The 25427-nt window shown below is 69.6% G+C and carries 21 protein-coding genes; 3 read left to right on the top strand and 18 right to left on the bottom strand.

The genetic code is table 11. The features are described from left to right. Nucleotides 1-28: 28 nt before the first annotated feature. The 4 genes from IEZ25_RS04210 to IEZ25_RS04195 all read right to left on the bottom strand — a co-directional run bounded on the left by IEZ25_RS04210 (nucleotide 29) and on the right by IEZ25_RS04195 (nucleotide 4258). Entirely contained in the window at nucleotides 29-904 is an 876-nt protein-coding gene (locus tag IEZ25_RS04210; protein ID WP_318152037.1) for a sulfate ABC transporter permease, read from the bottom strand. Next, complete coding sequence (gene cysT / locus IEZ25_RS04205; RefSeq protein ID WP_191198179.1) at nucleotides 897-1745, bottom strand: sulfate ABC transporter permease subunit CysT; 849 nt, start codon at nucleotides 1743-1745, stop codon at nucleotides 897-899. Before cysT ends, IEZ25_RS04210 begins: the two co-directional genes overlap by 8 nt. A 16-nt stretch (nucleotides 1746-1761) precedes the next feature. Beyond that, on the bottom strand, nucleotides 1762-2802 hold the full coding sequence (locus IEZ25_RS04200; RefSeq protein ID WP_191198178.1) for a sulfate ABC transporter substrate-binding protein: 1041 nt from the start codon (nucleotides 2800-2802) through the stop codon (nucleotides 1762-1764). A 187-nt stretch (nucleotides 2803-2989) separates the two neighbouring features. After that, the gene (locus tag IEZ25_RS04195) at nucleotides 2990-4258 is read right to left on the bottom strand and encodes a glycoside hydrolase family 18 protein (protein WP_191198177.1); all 1269 of its coding nucleotides are present in this window, start codon (nucleotides 4256-4258) and stop codon (nucleotides 2990-2992) included. A gap of 357 nt (nucleotides 4259-4615) precedes the next feature. Between IEZ25_RS04195 and IEZ25_RS04190 the strand changes: the two genes are divergently transcribed. Continuing rightward, a complete protein-coding gene (locus IEZ25_RS04190) occupies nucleotides 4616-6541 on the top strand; it encodes a 2-oxoacid:acceptor oxidoreductase subunit alpha (RefSeq protein ID WP_318152036.1) in 1926 nt (641 codons plus the stop codon). Beyond that, nucleotides 6541-7638, top strand: a complete 1098-nt coding sequence (locus IEZ25_RS04185; RefSeq protein ID WP_191198175.1) for a 2-oxoacid:ferredoxin oxidoreductase subunit beta — start codon at nucleotides 6541-6543, stop codon at nucleotides 7636-7638. Before IEZ25_RS04190 ends, IEZ25_RS04185 begins: the two co-directional genes overlap by 1 nt. 42 nt (nucleotides 7639-7680) lie before the next feature. Here IEZ25_RS04185 and IEZ25_RS04180 read toward each other — a convergent pair whose 3' ends face one another. Next, on the bottom strand, nucleotides 7681-8091 hold the full coding sequence (locus tag IEZ25_RS04180; RefSeq protein ID WP_191198174.1) for a hypothetical protein: 411 nt from the start codon (nucleotides 8089-8091) through the stop codon (nucleotides 7681-7683). 101 nt (nucleotides 8092-8192) lie between these two features. Between IEZ25_RS04180 and rarD the strand changes: the two genes are divergently transcribed. Next, entirely contained in the window at nucleotides 8193-9101 is a 909-nt protein-coding gene (gene rarD, locus IEZ25_RS04175; protein WP_191198173.1) for an EamA family transporter RarD, read from the top strand. A 137-nt stretch (nucleotides 9102-9238) separates the two neighbouring features. Here the strand turns inward: rarD and IEZ25_RS04170 are convergent, their stop codons facing one another. The 13 genes from IEZ25_RS04170 to IEZ25_RS04110 all read right to left on the bottom strand — a co-directional run bounded on the left by IEZ25_RS04170 (nucleotide 9239) and on the right by IEZ25_RS04110 (nucleotide 25415). Next, nucleotides 9239-10294: a hypothetical protein gene (locus IEZ25_RS04170; protein ID WP_191198172.1), complete on the bottom strand. Its 1056-nt coding sequence runs from the start codon at nucleotides 10292-10294 to the stop codon at nucleotides 9239-9241. A 224-nt stretch (nucleotides 10295-10518) separates the two neighbouring features. Then, on the bottom strand, nucleotides 10519-11517 hold the full coding sequence (locus IEZ25_RS04165) for a polyprenyl synthetase family protein (protein ID WP_191198171.1): 999 nt from the start codon (nucleotides 11515-11517) through the stop codon (nucleotides 10519-10521). Beyond that, nucleotides 11514-13106, bottom strand: a complete 1593-nt coding sequence (gene nuoN, locus IEZ25_RS04160; protein ID WP_191198170.1) for an NADH-quinone oxidoreductase subunit NuoN — start codon at nucleotides 13104-13106, stop codon at nucleotides 11514-11516. Before nuoN ends, IEZ25_RS04165 begins: the two co-directional genes overlap by 4 nt. Then, a complete protein-coding gene (locus IEZ25_RS04155) occupies nucleotides 13103-14587 on the bottom strand; it encodes an NADH-quinone oxidoreductase subunit M (RefSeq protein ID WP_191198169.1) in 1485 nt (494 codons plus the stop codon). The genes nuoN and IEZ25_RS04155 overlap by 4 nt, the downstream gene beginning before the upstream one ends. Continuing rightward, complete coding sequence (gene nuoL / locus IEZ25_RS04150) at nucleotides 14587-16473, bottom strand: NADH-quinone oxidoreductase subunit L (protein WP_224748523.1); 1887 nt, start codon at nucleotides 16471-16473, stop codon at nucleotides 14587-14589. Before nuoL ends, IEZ25_RS04155 begins: the two co-directional genes overlap by 1 nt. A 106-nt stretch (nucleotides 16474-16579) precedes the next feature. Continuing rightward, on the bottom strand, nucleotides 16580-16873 hold the full coding sequence (gene nuoK, locus IEZ25_RS04145) for an NADH-quinone oxidoreductase subunit NuoK (protein ID WP_056602129.1): 294 nt from the start codon (nucleotides 16871-16873) through the stop codon (nucleotides 16580-16582). Next, nucleotides 16870-17700: an NADH-quinone oxidoreductase subunit J gene (locus tag IEZ25_RS04140; protein ID WP_191198168.1), complete on the bottom strand. Its 831-nt coding sequence runs from the start codon at nucleotides 17698-17700 to the stop codon at nucleotides 16870-16872. Before IEZ25_RS04140 ends, nuoK begins: the two co-directional genes overlap by 4 nt. Next, a complete protein-coding gene (gene nuoI, locus IEZ25_RS04135) occupies nucleotides 17697-18272 on the bottom strand; it encodes an NADH-quinone oxidoreductase subunit NuoI (protein WP_191198167.1) in 576 nt (191 codons plus the stop codon). The genes IEZ25_RS04140 and nuoI overlap by 4 nt, the downstream gene beginning before the upstream one ends. Beyond that, nucleotides 18265-19623 carry an NADH-quinone oxidoreductase subunit NuoH gene (gene nuoH / locus IEZ25_RS04130; RefSeq protein WP_224748483.1) on the bottom strand — a complete coding sequence of 453 codons (1359 nt, stop codon included), beginning with the start codon at nucleotides 19621-19623 and terminating at the stop codon, nucleotides 18265-18267. Before nuoH ends, nuoI begins: the two co-directional genes overlap by 8 nt. Further along, the gene (locus IEZ25_RS04125) at nucleotides 19623-22082 is read right to left on the bottom strand and encodes an NADH-quinone oxidoreductase subunit G (RefSeq protein WP_191198165.1); all 2460 of its coding nucleotides are present in this window, start codon (nucleotides 22080-22082) and stop codon (nucleotides 19623-19625) included. Before IEZ25_RS04125 ends, nuoH begins: the two co-directional genes overlap by 1 nt. Continuing rightward, complete coding sequence (nuoF, locus tag IEZ25_RS04120; RefSeq protein ID WP_191198164.1) at nucleotides 22079-23389, bottom strand: NADH-quinone oxidoreductase subunit NuoF; 1311 nt, start codon at nucleotides 23387-23389, stop codon at nucleotides 22079-22081. Before nuoF ends, IEZ25_RS04125 begins: the two co-directional genes overlap by 4 nt. Then, nucleotides 23386-24078, bottom strand: coding sequence for an NADH-quinone oxidoreductase subunit NuoE (gene nuoE / locus IEZ25_RS04115; RefSeq protein WP_191198163.1), 693 nt, complete (start codon nucleotides 24076-24078; stop codon nucleotides 23386-23388). The genes nuoF and nuoE overlap by 4 nt, the downstream gene beginning before the upstream one ends. Beyond that, nucleotides 24075-25415 (bottom strand): NADH-quinone oxidoreductase subunit D, encoded by a 1341-nt coding sequence (locus IEZ25_RS04110; protein WP_191198162.1) that lies wholly within the window; start codon nucleotides 25413-25415, stop codon nucleotides 24075-24077. Before IEZ25_RS04110 ends, nuoE begins: the two co-directional genes overlap by 4 nt. Between the last annotated feature and the right edge of the window lie 12 nt (nucleotides 25416-25427).

Here is a 25427-nt window from a genome sequence, read left to right as displayed (position 1 = left end):
GTGGATCAGGAGTGGATCTGGGAAGGGATCAGGGATGGTTCTTGGGCCGGATGATGGCGACGACGACGATGCACGCCACGGAGACCATCGCGAGCAGGAAGGCGGTCGCGTAGGCGCCCTGCGGGTCGAAGTTGAGGTACTTCTCCTCGACCGCGAGGGTGGCGGTCCGCGTCTGGCCGAGCACGTTGCCCGAGACGACCTTGACCGCGCCGAACTCGCCGAGCGAGCGCGCCAGGGTCAGCACGACGCCGTAGACGATGCCCCACTTGATGGACGGCAGGGTGATCCGCCAGAAGCGCTGGAGGCCGCTGGCGCCGAGGCTCTCGGCGGCCTGCTCCTGCTCGATGCCGATCTCCTCGAGCACCGGGACGATCTCGCGGATCATCAGCGGCAGCGCGACGAACGTCGTCGCCATGACGATGCCCGGCGTGGAGAAGATGATCTGGAAGCCCCAGCCGGCCAGCGTCGGACCGAACCAGCCGTTGCGCCCGCCGTAGACAAGGACGAGGGCCAGGCCGACCACGACGGGTGACACCGACAGCGGGATGTCGAGCAGCGAGTTGAGGATCCGCTTGCCCGGGAACTCGTAGCGGACCAGCAGCAGCGAGATGCCCACGCCGAAGAGCGTGTTGATGATGACCGACCACACAGCGACGTACGCGCTCAGCTGCAGCGCCACGACCATGTCGGCGTCGTCGAGGAGCGAGCGGATCGAGTCGAAGCCGTCGGCGAACGTGTGGGTCACGACCAGCGACACCGGCCACGCCACCAGGAAGAACAGGTAGGCGGTGACGATGAAGCGCATCAGGTAGGTGACGGGGGTCTTGCGCACGCGCGGCGCACGCCGGGGCTTCTCGACGGGTGCCGCCGGTTCGGCGACCTCGTGGACCAGGGTGTCAGCCACGTGCCGCCACCCGCCTCTGGATCACGTCGAGCAGCACGATGACCGCGAGGGAGATGACCAGGAGCACCGTCGCGACCGCGGCAGCCGCCGGGACGTTGTCGTTCTCGATGCTGCTCAGGATGCGCACGGAGGTCACCTCGGTCTTGAACGGGAGGTTGCCCGACAGCAGCACCAGCGAGCCGTACTCGCTCACGCCGCGGGCGAAGGACAGGGCCGCACCGGCGGCGATGGCCGGCGCCAGGCTGGGCAGGACGACTCGGCGGAACGTCGTGAACCGGCTCGCGCCGAGCGACGCGGCCGCCTCCTCGACGTCACGGTCGAGCTCCTCGAGCACCGGCTGCACCATCCGGACGACGAACGGCAGCGTGACGAAGAGGAACGCGAGGAAGACCGCTGGTCGCTTGTTCGCGATGTCGATGCCGACGGGGCTGTCGTTGCCGTAGAGCGAGAGCAGCACCAGACCCGCGACGATGGTCGGCAGGGCGAAGGGGATGTCGATCATCACCTCGAGGACCGACTTGCCCCAGAAGCGGTCGCGGACCAGCACCCACGCGATGAGCGGGCCCATGATCACGTTGACCACGGTGACGCCCAGGGCGGTGGAGACGGTGAGGCGGATGGCGGCGGCCGTCTGGCCGTTGGTGATCGTCGAGCGGAAGACGTCCCAGCCGCCGTCGATGGCGGTCACGACGACCGCCATCAGGGGGATCAGGACCAGCGCGCTGAACCAGATCATGGCGATGCCCAGCCCGAGCCCGGACGATCGCGTCAGCGTCGAGCGCGGGCCCGACCGGCGAGGAGTCCTCGCCGGTCGGACCGCGGCAATCTCGGTGGAGGTCATGTGGTGGCGGGGCTCGTCACTCGAGGGAGAGGCCGGCGCCGGTGATGGCCTGGAAGATGATGCCGTTCTCCTCGTCGAAGAACTTCGGCGTCACCTCGTCCCAGCCGCCGAAGTCGTCGTCCACGGTGAGGAGGGTCTTGACGGGCGGGAACGGGTTGTTCGGGTCGGCCGCACCCTCGACCACGCCGCCGTAGTCGACGTCGTCGCGGATCGGGCGGAAGCCGGTGAGCGCGAACTGCTTCTGGCCCTCGTCGGAGATGACGAAGTCGAGCCAGTCCTGCGAGGGGGCCGAGGCGTCCTTGAGGATCGCGCCGGCGTTCTCGATCTTCAGCGTGGTGTCGGGGATGACGTACTCGAAGCCCTCGTCGTTCTGCGCGGCGAGGATCGCCTCGTTCTCGTAGGCCATCAGCACGTCACCGGTGCCTCCGAGGAAGGCGGTGGTGGCGTCACGTCCGCTGCCGGGCAGCGAGACGACGTTCTTGAAGAACGCGTCGACGTAGTCCGTGGCCTCCTCGTCGGTCCCGCCGTCGCTGATCACCTGACCGTAGGCGGCAAGCGCGTTCCAGCGCGCAGCACCCGACGACGCCGGGTTGGGCGTGACGATCTCGACGCCCGGCTTGACCAGGTCGGCCCACGTCTTGATGTTCTTCGGGTTGCCGTCGCGGACACCGAACACGACGACCGAGTCGGAGACGACGCCCTTGTTCTCGCCCTGGTCCCAGTCCTCGTCCACGAGACCCTCGTCGACGAGGCGGTCGACGTCCGTCGGCACGGAGAAGTGGACGTAGTCGGCCTTGAGGCCGGCGGCGACCGCGCGGCTCTGGTCGCCCGACGGGCCGTAGGACGTCTGGAACTTCACGCCCTCACCCTCGGGCGTCTTCTGGAACTCGGCCGCGATGGCCTTGTTCGCGGCCTCCGGGACGGCGAAGCCGACGATGGAGATGGTGTTGTCTGCGTCGGCGCTGCTGCTGCCGCTGCCACCGCCGGGCGCGCAGGCGGAGAGGGACAGGGCACCGACCAGGGCAGCCGCGAGAGCGGCACGTGAACGGATCTGCATGGGGGGTACTCGACTTTCTTGATCGGTGAGCAATGTCGAGAAACATACATGACTTTATTGACCACGCTGACATTCGCCCGCAGTTGTCCAGACGTGTCGTCGCTCACGCGCGCATGCAGCACGAGCCGGGAGCGGTGATCTGCTCCCGGCTCGTGCGCCGCCACCCCGGACGGGTGGCGCGAGGCGATCAGCCCAGGCCGTCGCTCACGGCCGTGATGAGCTCACCGTCGGCCGTGTCGCCGGACAGCTCCCAGAAGAACGCGCCGGCGAGGCCCTGGTCCTGCGCGTAGTCCATCTTCGAGCCGATGGTCGCGGGCGTGTCGTAGCTCCACCACTGGTCGCCGCACTTCGCGTACGCCGTGCCACCGACGGTCCCCGTCGCCGGGCAGCGCTCCTTGAGCACCTTGTAGTCCTCGATGCCCTGCTCGTAGGTGCCCGGCGCCGGCCCGGTCGCCGTGCCACCCGGGGCGTCCTGGGTCACGCCGGTCCAGCCGCGACCGTAGAACCCGATGCCGAGGAGCAGCTTCGAGGACGGCACGCCCAGCTCCTTCAGCTTGGCGATCGCGGTGCTCGAGTCGAAGCCCTCGGTGGGGATGCCGTCGTACGACGTCAGCGGCGAGTGCGCGGCGGTCGGGCCCTGGGCGGCGAAGGCACCGAAGTAGTCGTAGGTCATCGGCATGTACCAGTCGACGTACTGCGCGGCGGTGTCGTAGCCACCGGCCTCGATCTTGCCGCCGCTCGTGCCGTCGGCGGTGATGGCGGCGGTGACGAGGTCACTGCCGAACTCGCTGCGCAGCGCCTGCATCACGCGGGGGAAGGCCTCCGGCCCGCTGGTGTCGCACGACAGGCCGCAGGCGTTGGGGTACTCCCAGTCGATGTCGATGCCGTCGAAGACGTCGGCCCACCGCGGGTCCTCGACGAGGTCGTGGCAGGACGAGGCGAACGCCGCGGGGTCCTGCGCCGCCTGGCCGAAGCCGCCGGACCAGGTCCAGCCGCCGAACGACCAGAGGATCTTCAGGTCCGGGTGCTTGTCCTTGAGCTTGCGCAGCTGGTTGAAGTTGCCGCGCAGCTCCTGGTCCCAGGTGTCGGCGACGCCGTCGACGGACTGGTCGGCGGTGTAGGCCTTCTCGTAGTCGGCGTAGGAGTCGCCGACCGTGCAGCGACCGTTCTGGACGTTGCCGAAGGCGTAGAGGATGTGGGTGAGCTTGTCGGCCGATCCCGAGGTGTCGAGGTCCTTGGCGTGGAAGTTGCGCTGGTAGGTGCCCCAGTTGGTGAAGTAGCCGATCACCTTCGCGTCACTCGCGGAAGCAGCAGCGGGAGCGGTGGTGGCGGCGGGGGCGAGCGTGGACGCCGGCGCGGCGAGCGCCAGGGGCGTCAGGACGGCGGCCGCGACGGTCGCGGCCACCAGGCCGGCGACACGTCGTGTCCGCGATCGAGGGGTGAGCGTGGTCAGCATGGGTCCTCCCGAGTGGATGGGGCGCGGTGCGCCCGGTCCATCGACCGTAAGGAGCGGGTGAGTCGCGTCACAAGAGGTTAGTTAGCCCGCTTTACCAATTAATCCCCGACCTGTCGGCTCCGACTGCCGCCGAAAGGGCAGGTCACCGGCCTCGTGGCCGCTCGCGGGCACCTCGGGGGCTCGCCCCAGCAGGTCTCGCATCGTGGGACTCATCGGTCGTCCCACTCGCCATGAACGCCTGCGATCGCCTGCGGGGCCACAGTCGACATGACCCCGGTCACACGTGGGGCGGGGAGGTGCGTCCCACAGGGCAGGAAGGCCCGAGCGACGCGGGCCCGGCGGCTATCGTTTCCCCTTGTGGTAGCACCAGAGAAGCAGGTCAAGCAGCTCGACCGAGTGATCATCCGGTTCGCGGGCGACTCCGGTGACGGCATGCAGCTCACCGGAGACCGGTTCACCCAGGAGACGGCCGCATTCGGCAACGACCTGGTGACACTGCCGAACTTCCCGGCCGAGATCCGCGCACCCCAGGGCACGCTCCCGGGTGTCTCCTCGTTCCAGGTGCACTTCGCCGACCACGACATCCTCACCGCGGGCGACGCCCCCGACGTGCTGGTCGCGATGAACCCGGCAGCGCTGCGCGCCAACCTCGGCGACCTGCACAAGGGCGCCACGATCATCGTCGACACCCACGACTTCACCGCCCGCAACCTCACCAAGGCCGGCTACTCCGACAACCCGCTCGACGGCGAGAGCCTCGACGCCTACTCCGTGCACCCCGTCGACCTCACCGGCATGACCGTCGCCGCGGTCAAGGAGTTCGGGCTCTCGCGCAAGGACGCCTCGCGCGCGAAGAACATGTTCGCGCTGGGCCTGCTGTCGTGGATGTACGGCCGCCCCACGGAGACGACCACGACGTTCCTCGCCAAGCGGTTCGCCAAGGTCCCCGACATCCGCGACGCCAACATCGCGGCCTTCAAGGCCGGCTGGAACTTCGGCGAGACCACCGAGGCCTTCGCGGTCCAGTACGAGATCAAGCCCGCCGTGATGCCACCCGGCACCTACCGCAACATCACCGGCAACCTCGCCCTGGCCTACGGCCTCGTCGCCGGCGGCGTGCAGTCCGGGCTCCCGGTGTTCCTCGGCACCTACCCGATCACCCCGGCCTCGGACATCCTGCACGAGCTGAGCAAGCACAAGTCGTTCGGCGTGACGACCTTCCAGGCCGAGGACGAGATCGCCGGCGTCGGCGCCGCCATCGGTGCGTCGTACGCCGGCCACCTCGGCGTCACGTCCACCTCCGGGCCCGGCGTCGCACTGAAGTCCGAGGCCATCGGCCTCGCCGTGATGACCGAGCTGCCCCTCGTCGTCGTCGACGTCCAGCGCGGCGGACCCTCGACCGGCCTCCCCACCAAGACCGAGCAGGCCGACCTGCTCCAGGCGATGTTCGGCCGCAACGGAGAGGCCCCCGTGCCGATCGTCGCGCCCCAGTCCCCCGGCGACTGCTTCGCCGCCGCCGTCGAGGCCACGCGCATCGCGGTCACCTACCGCACCCCCGTGCTGCTGCTCTCCGACGGCTACCTCGCCAACGGCTCCGAGCCCTGGCGCGTCCCGTCCATCGACGAGCTGCCGGCCATCGACCCCGACTTCGCCACCGAGAAGAACCACGGCTCGGGGGACGATGCGGAGTTCTGGCCCTACCTGCGCGACGACGCCACCCTCGCCCGGCCCTGGGCCATCCCCGGCACCCCCGGCCTCGAGCACCGCATCGGCGGGCTCGAGAAGGGCGACGGGCACGGCAACATCTCCTACGACCCGGCCAACCACGACTTCATGGTCCGCACCCGCCAGGCCAAGGTCGACCGGATCGCCGACTCCATCCCGCCCGTCGAGGTCGACGACCCCTCCGGCGAGGCCAAGGTGCTCGTGCTGGGCTGGGGCTCGACCTACGGACCCATCGGCGCCGGCGTGCGCCGCGTCCGCAAGGCCGGCTACCACGTCGCCCAGGCCCACCTGCGCCACCTCAACCCCTTCCCGGCCAACCTCGGCGAGGTCCTCAAGGGCTACGACAAGGTGCTCGTGCCCGAGATGAACCTCGGCCAGCTCTCCCTGCTGCTGCGCGCGAAGTACCTCGTCGACGCCGTCGGCTACAACCACGTCCGCGGCCTGCCCCTCAAGGCGACCGAGCTCGCCCACGCGATCGGCGAGCTCGTCGGCCAGGCCGAGGGCATCGACATCGACCTCGGCGTGTGGGGCGAGCCCACCCAGAAGGAGCACATCTGATGAGCACGTCTCCTCTCACCGACCTCGGCCTGCCCGGCCTCCGCTCGGGCACCGAGCTGGTCCCCACGACCGACGAAAAGCAGACCGGCAAGGACTTCACCTCGGACCAGGAGGTCCGCTGGTGCCCCGGCTGCGGCGACTACGCCGTCCTCAAGGCCGTCCAGTCGTTCCTGCCCGACCTCGGCCTGCGCCGCGAGAACATCGTCTTCGTCTCCGGCATCGGCTGCTCCTCGAGGTTCCCCTACTACCTCGACACCTACGGCATGCACTCCATCCACGGACGCGCGCCCTCGATCGCCACCGGCATCGCCACCGCCCGCGAAGACCTCTCCGTGTGGGTCGTCACCGGAGACGGCGACGCCCTCTCCATCGGCGGCAACCACCTCATCCACGCCCTGCGCCGCAACGTCAACATGACGATCCTGCTGTTCAACAACCGCATCTACGGACTCACCAAGGGCCAGTACTCCCCCACCAGCGAGACCGGCAAGGTCACCAAGTCCACCCCCATGGGCTCGGTCGACCACCCCTTCAACCCCGTCTCCCTCGCCCTCGGCGCCGAGGCGTCCTTCGTGGCGCGCACCATCGACTCCGACCGCAAGCACCTCACCGAGGTCCTCGCCGCGGCTGCCGCGCACCGCGGCACCTCACTCGTCGAGATCTACCAGAACTGCCCCATCTTCAACGACGGCGCCTTCGACGCCATCAAGAACCCCGACACCAAGCCCGACGCGATCATCCCGCTCGTGCACGGCGAGCCCATCACCTTCTCCGCCGGCACCAAGGGCCTCGTCCGCGACCAGAGCTCCGGCGGAGTCTCGATCGTCGCGACCGCCGACGTCCCGACCGAGCAGCTCCTCGTCCACGACGCCCACCACCCCGACCCCTCGCAGGCCTTCGCGATCTCCCGGCTGACCGAGATGGGCTACCTCAACCAGACCCCCATCGGCATCTTCCGCCAGGTCGAGCGCACGACGTACGACGACGCCGCGCGCGAGCAGGTCACCGCGGCCACCACCGGAGACGACGACGCCGCCGACCAGTCCGCCCGGCTGGCGGCGCTGATCGGCGGCGGTGACACCTGGACGATCCTCTGACCTCTCGGTCGGAGGACGTCCCGGGGCGGGGTCGGGCGCGACCTACTTGAAGTAGACCGTCCAGACCTTGCCCTTGGTGTTGCCGAAGCCGTTGGACCGGTCGACCTTCGAGCGCCACTTCCAGCGGCCCTTGTCGGGCGCGAAGATCCGGGTCTTGAAGACGCCCTTGTCGTTGGTCTTGACCTTCTTGACGACCTTCCACTTGCACTTGCCACAGGCCTTCTTGAGGATCTTCACCTTCTGGTTGGCATAGGGCAGCACGGTGCCGTCGGCCTGCGGCTCGAGCACCTTGCCGCGGAGCTTGAAGGCGTTGTAGGAGACCTGGTTCTGGCCCGGCGGCTTCTCCTCGATGATGCGCTTGGGCGCGGACGCCGCGGTGGCACCGGTGCTCAGCGCGCCGGTGGCGAGCAGAGCGGCGACGAGCGATGCCAGGACAGTGCGGAAGACCCGCATGGTGAACTCCCCCTCAAGAGACGTGGACGTGCTGACCTGTCCGGGGCCCCAGCCCCGAGACTCGACCATGGTAGGCGAAGGGTCAGCACTACACTCCCGGAGTGCCAGATAGCCGACGCGGACTGATCTTCGGCGCGCTGGCCTACACCCTGTGGGGCACGTTCCCGCTCTACTGGCGGCTCCTCACCCCCGGCGGCGCGGTGGAGATCCTGGCGCACCGCATCGCCTGGTCGCTGCTGACGATGCTGCTGATCCTGGTCGTGTGGAAGAAGGTCGCGCTCCTCCATGCACTGCTGCGAGACCGTCGCCGGCTGCTCCTGCTCAGCGCCGCAGCGGTCGTGATCTCCGTCAACTGGGGCGCCTACATCTGGGGCGTCAACAACGGCCGGGTGGTCGAGACCTCGCTCGGCTACTTCATCAACCCGCTGGTCACCGTCCTGATGGGCGTGCTGGTCCTCGGCGAGCGGCTGCGCCACCTCCAGTGGGCGGCGATGGGCATCGCCTTCGTTGCGGTCGTCGTGCTGACGATCGACTACGGCCGTCCGCCGTGGGTGGCGCTGGTGCTCGCGTTCACGTTCGGCACCTACGGCCTGGCCAAGAAGCAGGCCGGCGCCGGAGCCGTGGAGAGCATCACCCTGGAGACGATGGTGATGGCACCCCTCGCGATCGCGTACCTCCTGTGGCTCTCGGCGACCGGGCACGCCAGCTTCGGCAGCCACGGGGTCGGGCACGCCCTCCTCTTCACGACCACCGGGGTCATCACCGCGATCCCCCTCATGCTCTTCGGGGCGGCGGCGATCCGGGTCTCGATGGTCTCCCTCGGGCTGCTGCAGTACCTCGCGCCGACCATCCAGTTCGCCCTCGGGCTGCTCGTCTTCGGCGAGGAGATGCCGGCCAGCCGCTGGATCGGCTTCGGCCTGGTCTGGGTGGCCCTGGTGATCTTCACCGTCGAGGCGCTGAACCACCGCCGCCGCCAGCTGCGCCTCGTCGCCCAGGCCAGCGCCGCCTGACCTCGCCCGGTTAGTCCCCGACGTTCTCGTCGGCGGGAGCGGCTAGTCCCCTACGTTCTCGTCGATCCTGTGTGCGGCCTGGGTAGTCCCCTACGTTCTCGGCGCCTGGAGTGGGTAGTCCCCTACGTTCTCGGCGATCAGGCAGCGGCGCCGGTCCGGTGGCCCAGCAGACGGGCGCGTTGTACGTCGGTCAGTGCACGCCGCTGGGCCACGGTCCCGGTCGGCGTCCAACCGGGCGGGGCCTCGATGGTCCACGTCCGCTGTGCCGGCGCCGACCTGAGGGCCTCCGCGCGGGCATCCTCGAGGATCTCCGCAAGCGCTGCTCGGTCCTGCATGTGACGGTCCACGACCGTGAGCATCGTGATCCCGTGGTTCCGGAGGAGCTCCTCGCGCGCCTCGTCGATGCGCCGCCGCACGGCGACGTCATGCAGCTTGCCGTTGTACTCGATGACCAACGCGGCCTCGACGTCCAGCAGGTCGCAGGTCGCGAGGTGTCGGCCGTGGAGGTCGAAGATCGCTCTGTTGCTCAACGGTCGGTCCAGTCCGACATCGAGCATCCAGACCAGACGGAGCGCGGTCTCCTGCCACGACCACGAGTTCTCGTCCATCATCTCGGCTGCGGCGCGTACGTTGTCGACTCCCGTCTGGGGCAGCATGTCGGCAGCCCACGCCTGCAGCTCGGAGCGGGACACGAGGTCCGAGTAGGCAGCCATGTCGGCGATGCCCACCGCGCGGCGCGCATTCGGCGCATGCCGCAGCTCCCATGCGAGCGACCACATGATGCTGGTCATCGGGAGACCGTCGAGCTCGACGACATGATCAGGAGGCAGGGTGTCGGCGGTGACCAGCATGCTTGCCTGCTGCCTGATCTTTCGCGGTCCGATCGCCAGCGGCACCGGCGCTTTCGTCCCGTCGGCCTCGACGCCGCTGAACCAGCTGCCGCCCGCCCAGGCAAGGGCCGCCCACCCGGTGACGCCGCCGTACGACGGAAGGACCGCTGCGGCCTCGACGATCCTCTGCTCCCGCGTGAGTTCGACGTCGGCCGGGACGTAGAGCCCCTGGCTCGTGCGTCGGTACTTGCCGCTGCGCACCTGTCGGTCCGTCGGGCCCGCACGACCGGTGGGGTCGCGGCGGACGGGCCGCACCAGCCCGGGGCGTACGTCGTCGCGCAGCGCGCGTGGCAAGGACTCCATCGCCGCATCGTCTGGCGGCACTGACGAGCGCGCACCGGACTATCCACAGGCGGTCGATCTCAGCACGTCCGATCAGGTCTGTGGACGGTTGGTGGCTCGCGAAAACGTAGGGGACTACCCAGCCCGGGCGACCAGAACGTAGGGGACTACCCAGCCCGGCCGACCAGAACGTAGGGGACTACCCAGCCCGGGCGACGAGAACGTAGGGGACTACCCGCCGGAGGTCAGGCGGAGCGGGTGGCGACGGCGTCGGCGAAGGACTCCAGCGCCGTGCGGACCGGGCCGGGATCGAGCACCTCGAGCAGCTTCTTGGCGCGCGCGGCCTCGCTGAGGACGTAGCCCCGGGCCTGGTCCATCGCGGGGTGGTCGCGGAGCAGGTCGAGCGCCTCGGCGTGGAGCGCGTCGTCGGTGAGCGGCTGGGACAGCAGCTCGAGCAGGCGGGCGTCGGCCGGGTCGGTGGAGGCCTGGGCCATCAGCACCGGCAGTGTCGGCACGCCCTCGCGGAGGTCGGTGCCGGGCGTCTTGCCCGACTCCTCCGACGCGGAGGCGATGTCGAGGATGTCGTCGGAGAGCTGGAACGACATGCCGACGATCTCGCCATAGGCGCTAAGCGCCTCGACGACCTCGGGGCGCGCGCCGCCGAACATCGCGCCGTAGCGCGCGGAGGTGGCGATCAGCGAGCCGGTCTTGCCGGCGACGACCTCGAGGTAGTGCTGGAGGGCGTCCTCGTCGGGCCCGGGCTCGACCGTCTCGAGGATCTGGCCCTCGACCAGGCGGTTGAACGTGCGCGCCTGGATGCGTACGGCGTCGGGGCCGAGATCGGCGGTCAGCTCGGAGGAGCGACCGAACAGGAAGTCCCCGGTGAGGATCGCGACGTGGTTGTCCCAGCGGGCGTTGGCCGTGTCGGCGCCCCGGCGCAGGTCGGCCTCGTCCATCACGTCGTCGTGGTAGAGCGACGCGACGTGGGTCAGCTCCACGACGCACGCCGCGGTGTCGACCTCAGGGGCGTCGGGATGCGTCCCGGTCTCCGCCGCGAGCATCACCAGCAGCGGCCGGAACCGCTTGCCACCGGCCATCATCAGGTGCGCGGCGGCCCGGGTGACGTAGGGCGTGCGCGCCTCGCAGTGCGCCTTCAGCAGCTCCTCGACCCGTGCCAGTCGTGCGACGAGCCGCTGCTCGAGAGCGGTGTCGACGACAGGCAGCGCGAGGGACGAGGAGGTCACCTGATGAATTCTCCAGCAACGGCGGCCAGATCGAGAACCGGCCCCGGCACGATGCCCAGGACGAGGGTCACCACGGCACCGACGGCGATCGTCGTCGCGGTGAGCACGGACGGGTAGGTCACGCTCGGTCCCTCGCCGACGGGCTCGTCGAAGAACATCACCTTGATCACCCGGACGTAGAGGGCGACCGCCAGGATGCTGGCCGCGATCGCGGCCACGACCACCGGCCACGCGCCGGCGGCCAGGGCAGCCGAGAAGACCGCGAGCTTGCCGACGAACCCGGCGGTCAGGGGGATGCCGGCCAGGGCGAGCAGGAAGAAGGCGAAGACCGCCGCCACGACCGGGGACTCCTTCCCGAGGCCCGCCCAGCGGGCGAGCGCGGTCGTCTCGCCGCCGCTGTCGCGCACCAGGCTGACCACGGCGAACGCCCCGATGGTCGCGAACCCGTAGGTGGCGAGGTAGAAGAGCACGGCCTGGAGCGAGGTGATCTCGCCGTCGGCGAGCTGGTCGGAGGTCTGGAGGCCGATCACGCCGACGAGGATGAAGCCGGTGTGCGCGACCGACGAGTAGGCCAGCAGGCGCTTGATGTCGCTCTGCGTCATCGCGAGGATCGTGCCGACGAACATCGAGAGGATCGCGATGATCCACAGCATCGGCTGCCACGACCAGCGGTCCGCGCCGAGGGCGACGTAGAACAGGCGCAGGAGCGCACCGAACGCGGCGACCTTGGTGCCAGCGGCCATGAAGGCCACGACCGGGGTCGGGGCACCCTGATAGACGTCGGGGGTCCAGGCCTGGAACGGGACGGCGCCGACCTTGAAGAGCAGGCCGACCGACAGCAGGCCGGTGCCGATGAGCAGCAGGCTCGAGCTGCCCACGTCGTTGCGCACGGCCTCGTTGATCGCGGCGAAGTCCATGGAGCCGGCGTAGCCGTAGAGCAGCGCGGCGCCGTAGAGGAAGAAGCCCGAGGAGAAGGCACCGAGCAGGAAGTACTTGAGCGCCGCCTCCTGGCTCAGCAGCCGCCGGCGACGGGCCAGCCCGCTGAGCAGGTAGAGCGGGAGCGAGAGGACCTCGAGCCCGACGAACATGGTGAGCAGGTCGTTGGCGGCCGGGAAGAGCATCATGCCGAAGACCGCGAACATCATGAGCGGGTAGATCTCGGTGTGCTCGCGGTGCGCGGCGATGGACGCGCTCTCCGCGTCGGTGCCCGGCACGGCCGCGGCCTGACCCGCGAAGGCCGACACGCCGCCGTCGAGGTGACGCTCGGCGAAGAGCAGCACACCGGCGATCGCGAGCGCGAGGACCAGCCCCCAGATGAACAGGCTCGGTCCGTCGACGGCCACCGTGCCACCGACCGCGAGGACGCCGCGCGCGGCCCCGTCGTCGTACGTCGTCACCGCACGCGCCACGAGGACGACGCCCACCAGGGCGGCCACGAGGCCGACGAGCGCCACGACGACCTGCGCGCGGTAGCGCAGGGCCCGCGGGAAGAAGGCCTCCACGACGACGCCGAGGCACGCCACGGCGAAGACGACCAGGAGCGGTGAGAGCTCGAAGTAGTCGATGCTCGGCTTCACGAAGTCGGTCACTGGGGGCCACCCTCCAGGCTGATGCCCACACTCGTCAGCGAGTCGTGGACGAAGGGATTGATGACGTCGAGGAGCGGCATCGGGAAGAAGCCGAAGAGCACCAGCGCGAGCACCAGCGGGGCCACGATCCCGACCTCACGCCGGTCGAGGTCGGCCACCGGCGCCACGCCCGTGCGGTCGGCGCCGGTCATCGTGCGCTGATACATCCAGAGCGCGTAGATGGCGGCCAGCACGATCGCCAGCACCGCCACCGAGCCGACCAGCCAGTGGTGGTCGAACGCGGCGATGATGACCATCACCTCGGAGACGAACGGCGAGAGGCCCGGCAGGCCGCAGGCCGCTAGCCCGCCGATGAGGAAGGAGCCGGCGAGGATCGGCGCGTGCTTCTCCACACCGCCCATCTGGCTGATCAGCGTCGTGCCGGTGCGGTTGATGAGGAACCCCGCGACGAGGAACATCAACGCCGTCGCGATGCCGTGGTTGACCATGTAGAGGATCGCGCCGGTCCCGCCGGTGGCGTTGAAGACGAAGATGCCCAGCACGATGAAGCCGAAGTGCGACAGCGACGTCAGGCCGATCAGCCGCAGGACGTCGTCCTGGCCGATGGCGATCAGTGCGCCGTAGACGATCGAGATCAGCGCGAGCACGACCACGACCGGCGTCGCCCACTGCGAGGCGTCGGGCAGCAGACCGAGGCAGAAGCGCAGCATGCCGAAGGTGCCGATCTTGTCGAGCACGCAGACCAGGAGCACCGAGGTGCTCGGGGTCGCCTTCTCGCTCGTGTCGGCCAGCCAGGTGTGGAAGGGGAAGATCGGGGCCTTGATCGCGAAGGCGACGAAGAAGCCGACGAAGAGCCAGCGCTGCGTGACCGGGTCGATGTCGAGCGCGGCCAGGTCGCTGATCAGGAAGCTCGGGTTGCCCGCGTCCGCGGAGACGACGTAGAGGCCGATGACCGAGGCGAGCAGGATCAGTCCGCCGGCGAGCTGGTAGATGAGGAACTTCGTCGCCGCGCGGCCGCGTCCCGAGCGACCGAAGCCGCCGATCAGGAAGTAGGCCGGGATCAGCGTGGCCTCGAAGACGACGTAGAACAGGAGCACGTCGGTGGCGGTGTAGACCGCGAGCGACATCGCCTCCAGCGCCAGGACCCACGCGAAGAACGACCGCGCTCCCCTGCCCTCCGGGGACTCGCTCTCCTTCCAGGAGGCGAGCATCACCGGCGGGACGATCGCGACGGTCAGCAGCACCATCATCAGGCCCAGCCCGTCGAGGCCCAGGGCGTAGTGGACGCCCATCGCCTCGATCCAGGTGTGGGTCTCGGTCATCTGCATGCCGCCGTCGACGTCGTAGCGGCTCGCGACGAGCAGCCCGTAGGCGAGGGACGCCAAGCCGAAGGCGAGACCGACCGGGCGCACCTGGGCGCGGGGCACGAAGGCGACCGCGAGCGCGCCGACGAGCGGCACGAGGATCAGGACAGTCAGCATCATCCGAGGTTCACCGCCAGGAGAGCGAGGACGACCAGCAGGGCGCCACCGAGGAGGGACAGGGCGTAGGAGCGGACGAAGCCGTTCTGGACGCGTCGCAGGGTGCTCGAGACACCACGGACGGCCGCAGCGCCACCCATGACGGCGCCGTCGATCCCGCCGCGGTCGAGGGTCAGCAGGCCGCTGACGAGCCCCGCACCCGGACGGACGACGACACCGTCGTTGATCGCGTCACCGTAGAGGTCGGCGCGGGCGGCCCGGGTCGCGAACGAGACGTCCTGCGGAGCCTCGCGGGGCACCTCGCGCTTGCCGACGAGGAACCACGCGGCAGCGACGCCGATCGCCACGACCGCGGTGATCATGAGCGTGATCACGAGCGCCGGCAGCGGCGGCTCGTGGTGCTCGACGTGACCGGTCACCGGCTCGAGCCAGGTGACGATCCAGTCACCCAGCAGCAGCACGCCACCGAGGACGGACAGCGCGGCGAGCACGATGAGGGGCACGGTCATCACCCGGGGCGACTCGTGCGGGTGGACGTCCTCGGCCCAGCGCTTCTCGCCGAAGAACGTCATCAGCATCAGGCGTGTCATGTAGAAGCCCGTCACACCTGCCCCGAGCATCGCCAGCAGGCCGATGACCAGGTTGTCGGCGAGCGCCGTCTCGATGATCCGGTCCTTGGACCAGAAGCCGGAGAACAGCGGGAAGCCGATGATCGCGAGGTAGCCCATCGCGAAGGTCAGGAACGTCACCGGCATGGCCTTGCGCAGCGCGCCGTAGCGCCGCATGTCGACGTCGTCGTTCATGCCGTGCATGACCGAGCCGGCGCCGAGGAACATGTTGGCCTTGAAGAAGCCGTGGGTCAGCAGGTGGAAGATCGCGAACGGGTAGCCCACCGGGCCGAGGCCGGCGGCGAGCATCATGTAGCCGATCTGGCTCATCGTCGAGCCGGCCAGCGCCTTCTTGATGTCGTCCTTGGCACAGCCGATGACCGCACCCCACAGGAGGGTGACGGTCGCGACGATGACGACCGTGGTCTGGGCGAGCGGCGTGAGCTCGTAGATGAAGTTGGAGCGGACCACGAGGTAGACGCCGGCGGTGACCATCGTCGCGGCGTGGATGAGCGCCGAGACCGGGGTCGGTCCCTCCATCGCGTCGAGCAGCCAGGACTGCAGCGGCACCTGGGCCGACTTGCCGCAGGCACCGAGGAGCAGCAGCAGGCCCAGCGCGTTGAGCGTGCCCTGGTCGGCCTGCGAGGCGAGCTCGCTGACGCCGCCGAAGTCGGTGGTGCCGAAGGTCGCGAACATCAGCGCGATCGCCAGCGTCAGGCCGATGTCACCGACCCGGTTGATCACGAACGCCTTCTTCGCGGCCGCGGCCGCGGACGGCTTGTGCTGCCAGAACCCGATCAGGAGGTACGACGCCAGGCCCACGCCCTCCCAGCCGAGGAAGAGGCCCACGAAGTTCGCCGAGAGGATCAGCGTGAGCATGGCGGCGACGAAGAGGTTGAGGTAGCCGAAGAACCGACGACGACGCGCGTCGTGCTCCATGTAGCCGATGGCGTAGACGTGGATCAGCGACCCGACACCGGTGATCAGCAGCAGGAACAGCGCCGACAGCTGGTCGTAGAGCAGGTCCATCCCGACGCTGAGCTGGCCGGTCTCGAACCAGGTCCACAGGTGCTGGCCGACCTGGCGCTCCTCGGCGTCACGGCCGAGCAGCGAGACGAACAGGACCAGGCTGAGCACGAAGGACAGGACCGCGGCCGCGGTGCCGACCAGGTGGCCGTGCTTGTCGACGGCCGCCTTGAGAGAGGCCGGGAGGAACGGCGCGACGCCCAGCAGCAGGACGGCGCCGAGCAGCGGCAGGCCGATCACGAGCCAGAGCAGGTCGAAGACCCCTCCCGCACCGGTGTCGGGCGAGACGACCGGCGCGTTCGCAGGGCCCTCGGCCGCGAGGAGGACCGAGTGGGACAACAGGTTCACGGGTGCTCCCTCAGTACTTCAGCAGGCTGGCGTCGTCGACCGAGGCCGAGCGTCGCGTGCGGAAGATGGTCATGATGATCGCGAGCCCGATCACGACCTCGGCAGCGGCCACCACCATCACGAAGAAGGCGGTGATCTGGCCGTCGAGGTTGCCGTGCTGGCGGGCGAAGGCGACGAACGCGAGGTTGCAGGCGTTGAGCATCAGCTCCACGCACATGAACACCACGATGGCGTTGCGGCGGGTGAGCACACCCACGCACCCGATGGTGAACAGGATCGCCGAGAGCACCACGTACTCGGTCACTTCTCGTCCTCCGTCGTGCTCGCCGGGGCGCCGTCCTTGCCGGACGTCTCGGGCATCTCGGTCGGGTCGCCGTGCCCGTCGAGACCGCTCAGCTGGCGGCGTACGTCGTCGATGTCGTCGACCATGGCCGGCGCCGAGCGGACGGTGCCGCGGGCGGCGAGCACCCGGGAGACCGACGACTCGGCAGCGGTGCCGTCGGGCAGCAGCGCCGGGGTGTCGACCGCGTTGTGGCGGGCGTAGACACCGGGCGAGGGAAGCGGACCGAGGTGCTTGCCGTGGTCGGCGTAGTCGCGCATGCGCTGCGCGGCCAGGTCGGCCTGCGTCGCCTTCGGCGTGAGCCGCTCGCGGTGGGCGAGCACCATGGCGCCGAGCGCGGCGGTGATCAGCAGCGCGCTGGTGGCCTCGAAGGCGAAGACGTACTTGGAGAACAGGACGTTGGCGATGGCCTGGACGTTGCCGCCCTCGTTGGCGTCGTCGAGGCCGACGACCGTGCCGAGGGTGACCTGGCTGACGCCGATCACCAGGACGGCACCGAAGAGCAGGCCCAGCACGACCGCCATCGCGCGCTGGCCGCGGATCGTCTCCACGGACGAGTCGGTGGCGTCGACGCCGATCAGCATCATCACGAAGAGGAACAGCATCAAGATGGCGCCGGTGTAGACGATGATCTGGACGGCGAAGAGGAACGGAGCGTCCATCACGGCGTAGAGGAACGCCAGGTTGATCATCACCACGGCGAGCAGCAGCGCGGCGTGCACGGCCTTGCGGACGAACAGGATGCCCAGCGCGGCGACCACCATGATCGGGGCGAGGATCCAGAACGTCATCGCGTGGTCCCCCTGTAGTAGTCACCTTCGTCGTCGCCGAGGCGCATCGGGTGCGGGGGCTGCTCCATGCCGGGCAGCAGCGGAGCGAGCAGGTCGGACTTCTCGTAGATGAGGTCGGCGCGGTTGTCGTCGGCCAGCTCGTACTCGTTCGTCATCGTCAGCGCGCGCGTCGGGCACGCCTCGATGCACAGCCCGCACAGGATGCAGCGCAGGTAGTTGATCTGGTAGACGCGGCCGTAGCGCTCGCCGGGGCTGAAGCGCTGGCTGTTGCCGTCCGCGTCCTCGAGGTCGCTGTTGGAGGCACCTTCGACGTAGATCGCGTCGGCCGGGCAGGCCCAGGCGCACAGCTCGCAGCCGATGCACTTCTCGAGCCCGTCGGGCCAGCGGTTGAGCTGGTGCCGGCCGTGGAAGCGAGGTGCCGTCGGCAGCTTCTCGAAGGGGTACTGCTCGGTGACGACCTTCTTGAACATCGTCCGGAAGGTGACCCCGAACCCGGCGACCGGGTCCCAGAAGCTCTCCTTGACGCCCTTGGCACCCGAGCTGCCGCTCGAGCTCTGCGAGGACTCACTCATGGTTCTCCTCCGCTGCTGCGGTGACGGTGGTGCGGTCGGTGGCGAACGTCAGCGGCGCCGCAGCACCGCGGACGGCACCACCGGCGGGCATCGGCGGGACGGGGAAGCCGCCGGCGAAGGCGTCGTGCGGCTCGTCGCTCACCTCGAACGGCGCGTCCTGGTCCTTCCTGTCACCGAGGAACATCAGTCCGACGGTGAGGACGAGCAGCACGGCGATCGCGGCCACGAGGTAGGTGCGGTTGATCTCACCCTCGAGCGAGATCACGCGGATGGTGGCGACGGCCACGATCCAGGCCAGCGAGACCGGGATCAGGACCTTCCAGCCCAGCGCCATGAACTGGTCGTAGCGCATGCGGGGCAGTGAGCCGCGCAGCCAGACGAACAAGAAGATGAAGCAGAAGACCTTGCCGAAGAACCACAGCACCGGCCAGTAGCCGCTGTTGGCGCCGTCCCAGAGCTGCTCGATGCCCCACGGGGCCGCCCAGCCGCCGAGGAACAGCGTGGTGGCGATGGCGGACACGGTCGCGAGGTTGATGTACTCGGCCAGGAAGAACAGCGCGAACTTCAGGCTGGAGTACTCGGTGTGGAAGCCGCCGACCAGCTCGCCCTCGGCCTCCGGCAGGTCGAAGGGTGCTCGGTTGGTCTCGCCGACCATCGAGATGACGTAGATGACGAACGACGGGAGCAGGATCAGCCCGAACCAGAGCCGGTCCTGCGCGGCCACGATCTCCGAAGTCGACATGGAGCCGGCGTAGAGGAAGACCGCGACGAGCGCGAGGCCCATCGCGACCTCGTAGGAGATCATCTGCGCGCTCGAGCGGAGGCCGCCGAGCAGGGAGTAGGTCGACCCGGACGACCAGCCGCCGAGGACGATGCCGTAGATGCCGATCGAGGCGATGGCGAGCATGAACAGCACGGCCACCGGCATGTCGGTCAGCTGCAGCGGCGTCTGGTGACCGAAGAAGTTGACCTCGGGGCCGAACGGGATCACCGCCCAGACGACGAACGCCGGCACCACCGAGATCACCGGGGCGAGGAGGAACACGACCTTGTCGGCCGCCGTCGGGATGATGTCCTCCTTCAGCGCCAGCTTCACGCCGTCGGCGAGCGACTGCAGGAGGCCGAAGGGTCCGTGCACGTTGGGGCCGACGCGGTGCTGCATGCGGGCCACGACGCGACGCTCGAACCAGATGTTGAAGAGCGTCAGCACCACCAGGACCACGAAGATGAGGACGGCCTTGAGCAGGATCACCCACCACGGGTCCTGGCCGAACTGCGCCAGGCCCACATCGGGCAGGTCGGCGGCCAGGACTGCCGGTGGAGCAGCGAGCGTTTCGAGACCCAGGCTCATCATCGGGAGGCTCCCTTCACGGTGACCGGGCTGCCCGGTGAGGCGAGCTCGGCGAGGACCCCGCGACCGACGGACCGGGTCGGGACCCAGACCACGTCGTCGGGCAGGTCGGCGACCACGGCGGGCAGCGTCAGGCTGCCGCGGTCTCCGGTGACGGTGACCAGCTGCTGCTCACCCGCGCCGTCGAGGCTGGTGTCCGAGCTCGCGAGCACGGCGTCGTACGACGCCCGGCTGAGGCGGGCGACCGGGGTGCGGGCGGTGGCGCGCAGGTGCTCCTCGCCGTCCTGCATCGCGCCGAGGTCGACCAGCTGCTTCCAGGTGGCGAGCGCCATCGGGTGCTCGCCCTTCGGTGCCTTGGCCGCGCGCGGCGCCTTGCCCGCGTCGAGCTCGGCACGTGCCCCGTCCCACGGGCCCAGGGCCTGCATCTCGCCGCGCACCTCGGAGACGGTGCGGAAGCCCAGCGGGCGGCCCAGCTCGTCCGCGATGCCAGCGAGGATCCGGAGGTCGGGCAGCGACGCCGGGTTGGTGAAGACGGCGTCGAACGCACGGGTCCGGGCGTCCCAGGTGACGAACGTGCCGGCCTTGTCGGTCACCGGGGCGACCGGGAGGACGACGTCGGCGGCCCGGGTCACGTCGGTCTCGCGAAGCTCGAGGCTGACCACGAAGCCGGCCGCGTCGAGCGCCGCGCGGAAGGCGGCCGGGTCACCCGTGTCGTCGGGGTCGACACCGCCGACCACGACACCGCCGAGGTCGCCCTTGGCGAGCGCGGCGACGATCGCGTTGCCGTCGCGGCCGACCTTGGCCGGGACCTGGTCGACGCCCCACGCTGCGGCGACGTCGACGCGGGCCGAGGCCTCGGTGACGGGGCGGCCGCCGGGCAACAGGTTCGGGAGCGCGCCGGCCTCGACCGCACCGCGGTCACCGGCGCGGCGCGGGACCCAGGCCAGCCGGGCCCCGGTGGTGCGAGCCAGCTCGACGGCGGCGGACAGGGCGCCGTGGGTGCCGGCGAGGCGCTCGCCGACGAGGATCACCGCGTCCTTGGTGACACCGTGCTCGGCGTCCTTGAGCGACCCGATCGCCTCGACCTCGGCGCCCGGCGCCGTCGCGACCAGGCGGCCCTGCATCTTGCGCAGGCCGCGCGAGGTGAAGGGCGCCACCGAGACGACCTGCGTACGACCACGCTTGGCGGCCTTGCGCAGGCGCAGGAAGATCGTGGCGGCCTCGTCCTCCGGCTCGAGCCCGAGCAGCACCACGACCGGCGCCGCCTCGAGGTCGTCGTAGGTCACGCCGCCTGACAGGGCGACCTGCGAGGCCAGGAAGCTGGCCTCCTCGGCGCTGTGCGGGCGGGCGCGGAAGTCGACGTCGTTGGTGTCGAGGGCCACGCGGGCGAACTTGGCGTAGGCGTAGGCGTCCTCGGCGGTCACGCGGCCGCCGGTGAGGACCGCGCCGGCGCCGGCGGCACGGAGGCCGCGGGCCGCGACGGCGAAGGCCTCGGGCCACGACGCTGGGCGCAGCTCACCCCGTTCGCCGGTGGGCAGGGTCTCGCGGACCTGCGGGTAGGTGATCCGGTCCTCGGTGGTCGCGTAGCGGAACGCGAAGCGGTCCTTGTCGCTGATCCACTCCTCGTTGACCGCGGCGTCGTTGCCGGCGAGGCGACGCATCACCTTGCCGCGACGGTGGTCGACCCGGATGGCCGCACCACACGCGTCGTGCTCGGCGACGCCCGGGGTGGAGACCAGGTCGAAGGGGCGCGAGCGGAAGCGGTAGTCGGCCGAGGTGAGCGCACCCACCGGGCAGATCTGGATCGCGTTGCCGGAGAAGTAGCTCTCGTAGGGCTCACGCTCGTAGATCGCGACCTGCTGGAGCGCACCGCGCTCGGCGAGAGCGATGAACGGGTCACCGGCGATCTGCTCGGAGAAGCGGGTGCAGCGGGCACAGAGCACGCAGCGCTCGCGGTCGAGCAGCACCTGCGCGGAGATGTTGATCGGCTTGGGGAACGTCCGCTTGATCCCGCCGCCCTCGGCGAAGCGGCTCTCGCCGCGGCCGTTGCTCATCGCCTGGTTCTGCAGGGGGCACTCGCCGCCCTTGTCGCAGACCGGGCAGTCGAGCGGGTGGTTAACCAGCAGGAACTCCATGACGCCCTGCTGCGCCTTGTCGGCCACCTCGCTGGTGGCCTGCGTGTTGACCACCATGCCCTCGGCGACCGGCAGCGTGCAGGAGGCCTGCGGCTTGGGGAAGCCGCGACCGTTGCCGGCGTCGGGGATGTCGACCAGGCACTGGCGGCACGCGCCGACCGGGTCGAGCAGCGGGTGGTCGCAGAAGCGCGGGATCTGCACGCCGACCTGCTCGGCGGCGCGGATGACCAGGGTGTCCTTCGGGACGCTCACCTGCACGCCGTCGATGGTCAGCGTGACGAGGTCGGTGTCGACCTTGTCGGGCGCCTTGTCGGTCGTCGTCATGCCTCAGCCCCCACAGGTGAGAACGCTGTCGAGGCGGCCGGGTCGAACGGGCAGCCGCCGTGGGTCAGGTGCGCGAGGTACTCGTCGCGGAAGTGCTGGATCGAGCTCGAGATCGGGCTCGTGGCACCGTCACCGAGCGCGCAGAAGGAGCGGCCCAGGATGTTGTCGCACTGGTCGAGCAGGAGGTCGAGGTCGGCCTCGCTCCCCTCGCCCTTCTCCAGCTTGGCCAGCGTCTGGACCAACCACCACGTGCCCTCGCGGCACGGCGTGCACTTGCCGCACGACTCGTGCTTGTAGAACTCGGTCCACCGCAGCACCGCCCGGACCACGCACGTCGTCTCGTCGAAGAGCTGCAGTGCGCGCGTGCCGAGCATCGACCCGGCCGCTCCCACGGACTCGAAGTCGAGGGGTACGTCGAGGTGCTCGGGCGTCAGGAGCGGGGTGCTCGACCCGCCGGGGGTCCAGAACTTCAGCTCGTGGCCCTCGCGCATGCCGCCGGCCAGGTCGATCAGCTCGCGCAGGGTGATCCCCAGCGGGGCTTCGTACTGCCCGGGGGTGCTCACGTGCCCGGAGAGGCTGAAGATGCCGTAGCCGTTGGACTTCTCGGTGCCCATCCCTGCGAACCACGACGGCCCGTTGACGATGATGCTCGGCACCGAGGCGATGGACTCGACGTTGTTGATGACCGTCGGGCTGGCGTAGAGACCGGCGACCGCGGGGAACGGCGGGCGCAGGCGCGGCTGTCCGCGACGACCCTCCAGACCCTCGAGCAGCGCGGTCTCCTCACCGCAGATGTAGGCGCCGGCGCCGGCGTGGACGATGAGGTCGAGGTCGTAGCCCGACCCGTGGATGTTCTTCCCGAGGTGACCGGCCAGGTAGGCCTCCTGGACCGCGCGCTGGAGGCGGCGGATCACGTGGAGCACCTCGCCGCGGACGTAGATGAACGCGGTGTTGGCGCGGATCGCGTAGGAGCTGACGATGACGCCCTCGACCAGCGTGTGCGGGCTGGCCATCATGAGCGGGATGTCCTTGCAGGTGCCCGGCTCGGACTCGTCGGCGTTGACCACGAGGTACTTGGGCTTCGGGTTGTCCTGCGGGATGAACCCCCACTTCATGCCCGTGGGGAACCCGGCGCCGCCGCGACCGCGCAGGCCGGACTCCTTGACGGCGTTGATGACGTCGTCGGGGGCCATCGCGAACGCCTTGTCGAGGGCGGCGTAGCCACCGCGCTCCTCGTAGGACGCCAGCGTCCAGGCGCGCTCGGTGTCCCAGTTGTCGGTGAGGACCGGGGTCAGTGTGTCGCTCACTTCGACTCTCCCTTGTCAGAACCCGCGTCGGCGCCGGAGGTCCAGCCGTTCTCGCGGGCGATCGCCAGTCCGGCGAGCGAGGCGGGACCCGCGGTCGGGCCCTCGTCGGCGCGGTCGTCGGGGAAGCCGGCGAGCACGCGCTCGGCCTCGCGCCAGGTGCACAGTCGCGGGCCCCGGGTGGAGGTGACCTCGGCGCCGGCACGCAGGTCGTCGACGACCTGGACGGCGGACTCGGGGGTCTGGTTGTCCATGAACTCCCAGTTGACCATCATCACCGGGGCGTAGTCGCAGGCCGCGTTGCACTCGATGTGCTCGAGCGTGATGCTCCGGCGACCGTCCTCCTCGGGGGTCGTCTCGTCGTTGCCGACGTCGAGGTGCTCCTTGAGCCGCTCGAAGATCAGGTCGCCGCCCATCACCGCGCAGAGCGTGTTGGTGCAGACCCCGACGTGGTAGTCACCGACGGGCTTGCGCTTGTACATCGTGTAGAAGGTCGCCACACCGTTGACCTCGGCGGCGCTGATGCCGAGGATCTCGGCGCACGCCTCGATGCCCTCGGGGGTGACCCGGCCCTCGACCGACTGCACGAGGTGCAGCATCGGGAGCAGGCCGGAGCGGGCCTCGGGGTAGCGGGCCGCGATCTCGCGCAGCTCGCCCCAGGTCTTCTCGTCGAGCTTGGCGGGGGTGCTCATCGGTCGACTCCTCCCATCACGGGGTCGATGGAGGCGATGGCGACGATGACGTCGGAGACCATGCCCCCCTCGCTCATCACGCTCGTGGCCTGCAGGTTGGTGAACGACGGGTCGCGGAAGTGAGCGCGGAACGGACGCGTGCCGCCGTCGGAGACGACGTGGGCGCCCAGCTCGCCGCGCGGGGACTCGATCGGCACGTAGGCCTGGCCGGCGGGGACCCGGAAGCCCTCGGTGACCAGCTTGAAGTGGTGGATCAGCGCCTCCATGGACTCACCCATGATGTGGCGGATGTGGTCCATGCTGTTGCCCATGCCGTCGCTGCCGATGGCGAGCTGGCTGGGCCAGGCGATCTTCTTGTCCCCCACCATGACCGGCGCGCCCTCGAGCCCGGCCAGCCGGTCGGCGGCCTGCTCGACGATCTTGAGCGACTCCCACATCTCGTTGAGCCGGATGCGGAACCGGCCGTAGGAGTCGCAGGTGTCCCAGGTCTGGACCTCGAAGTCGTAGTCCTCGTAGCCGCTGTAGGGCTGCGTCTTGCGCAGGTCCCAGGCGTAGCCGGTCGAGCGCAGCACGGGCCCCGTGATGCCGAGCGCGATGCAGCCGGCCAGGTCGAGGTGGCCGACGTCGACGAGGCGGCCCTTGAAGATCGGGTTGGCGTTGCAGAGGTCGGCGTACTCCGGGAGGCGCTTCTTCATCAGTGTGATGAAGTCGCGGATCTCGTCCAGGGCCCCGGGCGGCAGGTCCTGGGCGACCCCGCCGGGACGGAAGAACGCGTGGTTCATCCGCAGGCCGGTGATGAGCTCGAAGAGGTCGAGGACCAGCTCGCGCTCACGGAAGCCGATGGTCATCACCGTCAGGGCGCCGATCTCCATGCCGCCGGTCGCGATCGCGACCAGGTGCGAGGACATGCGGTTGAGCTCCATGAGGAGCACGCGCATGACCTGGGCCTTCTCCGGGATGTCGTCCTCGATGTCGAGCAGCCGCTCCACGCCGAGCACGTAGGCCGCCTCGTTGTAGAACGGCGAGAGGTAGTCCATCCGGGTGCAGAAGGTCGTGCCCTGCACCCAGGAGCGGTACTCCATGTTCTTCTCGATGCCGGTGTGGAGGTAGCCGATGCCGCAGCGGGCCTCGGTCACCGTCTCACCCTCGAGCTCGAGGATGAGCCGCAGCACGCCGTGGGTCGACGGGTGCTGCGGACCCATGTTGACCACGATCCGCTCCTCGGCGGACTCGTCGATGTCCTGGGTGATCGACTCCCAGTCCTGGCCGGTGACGGTGAAGACGCGGCCCTGGCTGGTGTCGCCGGGCGCTGCGTAGAAGTCCTGCTCAGTACTCATACCTGGACACTC

It is taken from the genome of Nocardioides hwasunensis (assembly GCF_014779665.1).
GTDB lineage: Bacteria > Actinomycetota > Actinomycetes > Propionibacteriales > Nocardioidaceae > Nocardioides > Nocardioides hwasunensis.
Note: the sequence above shows the minus strand (reverse complement) of the source record. Positions and strands in the feature narration are given on the sequence as shown.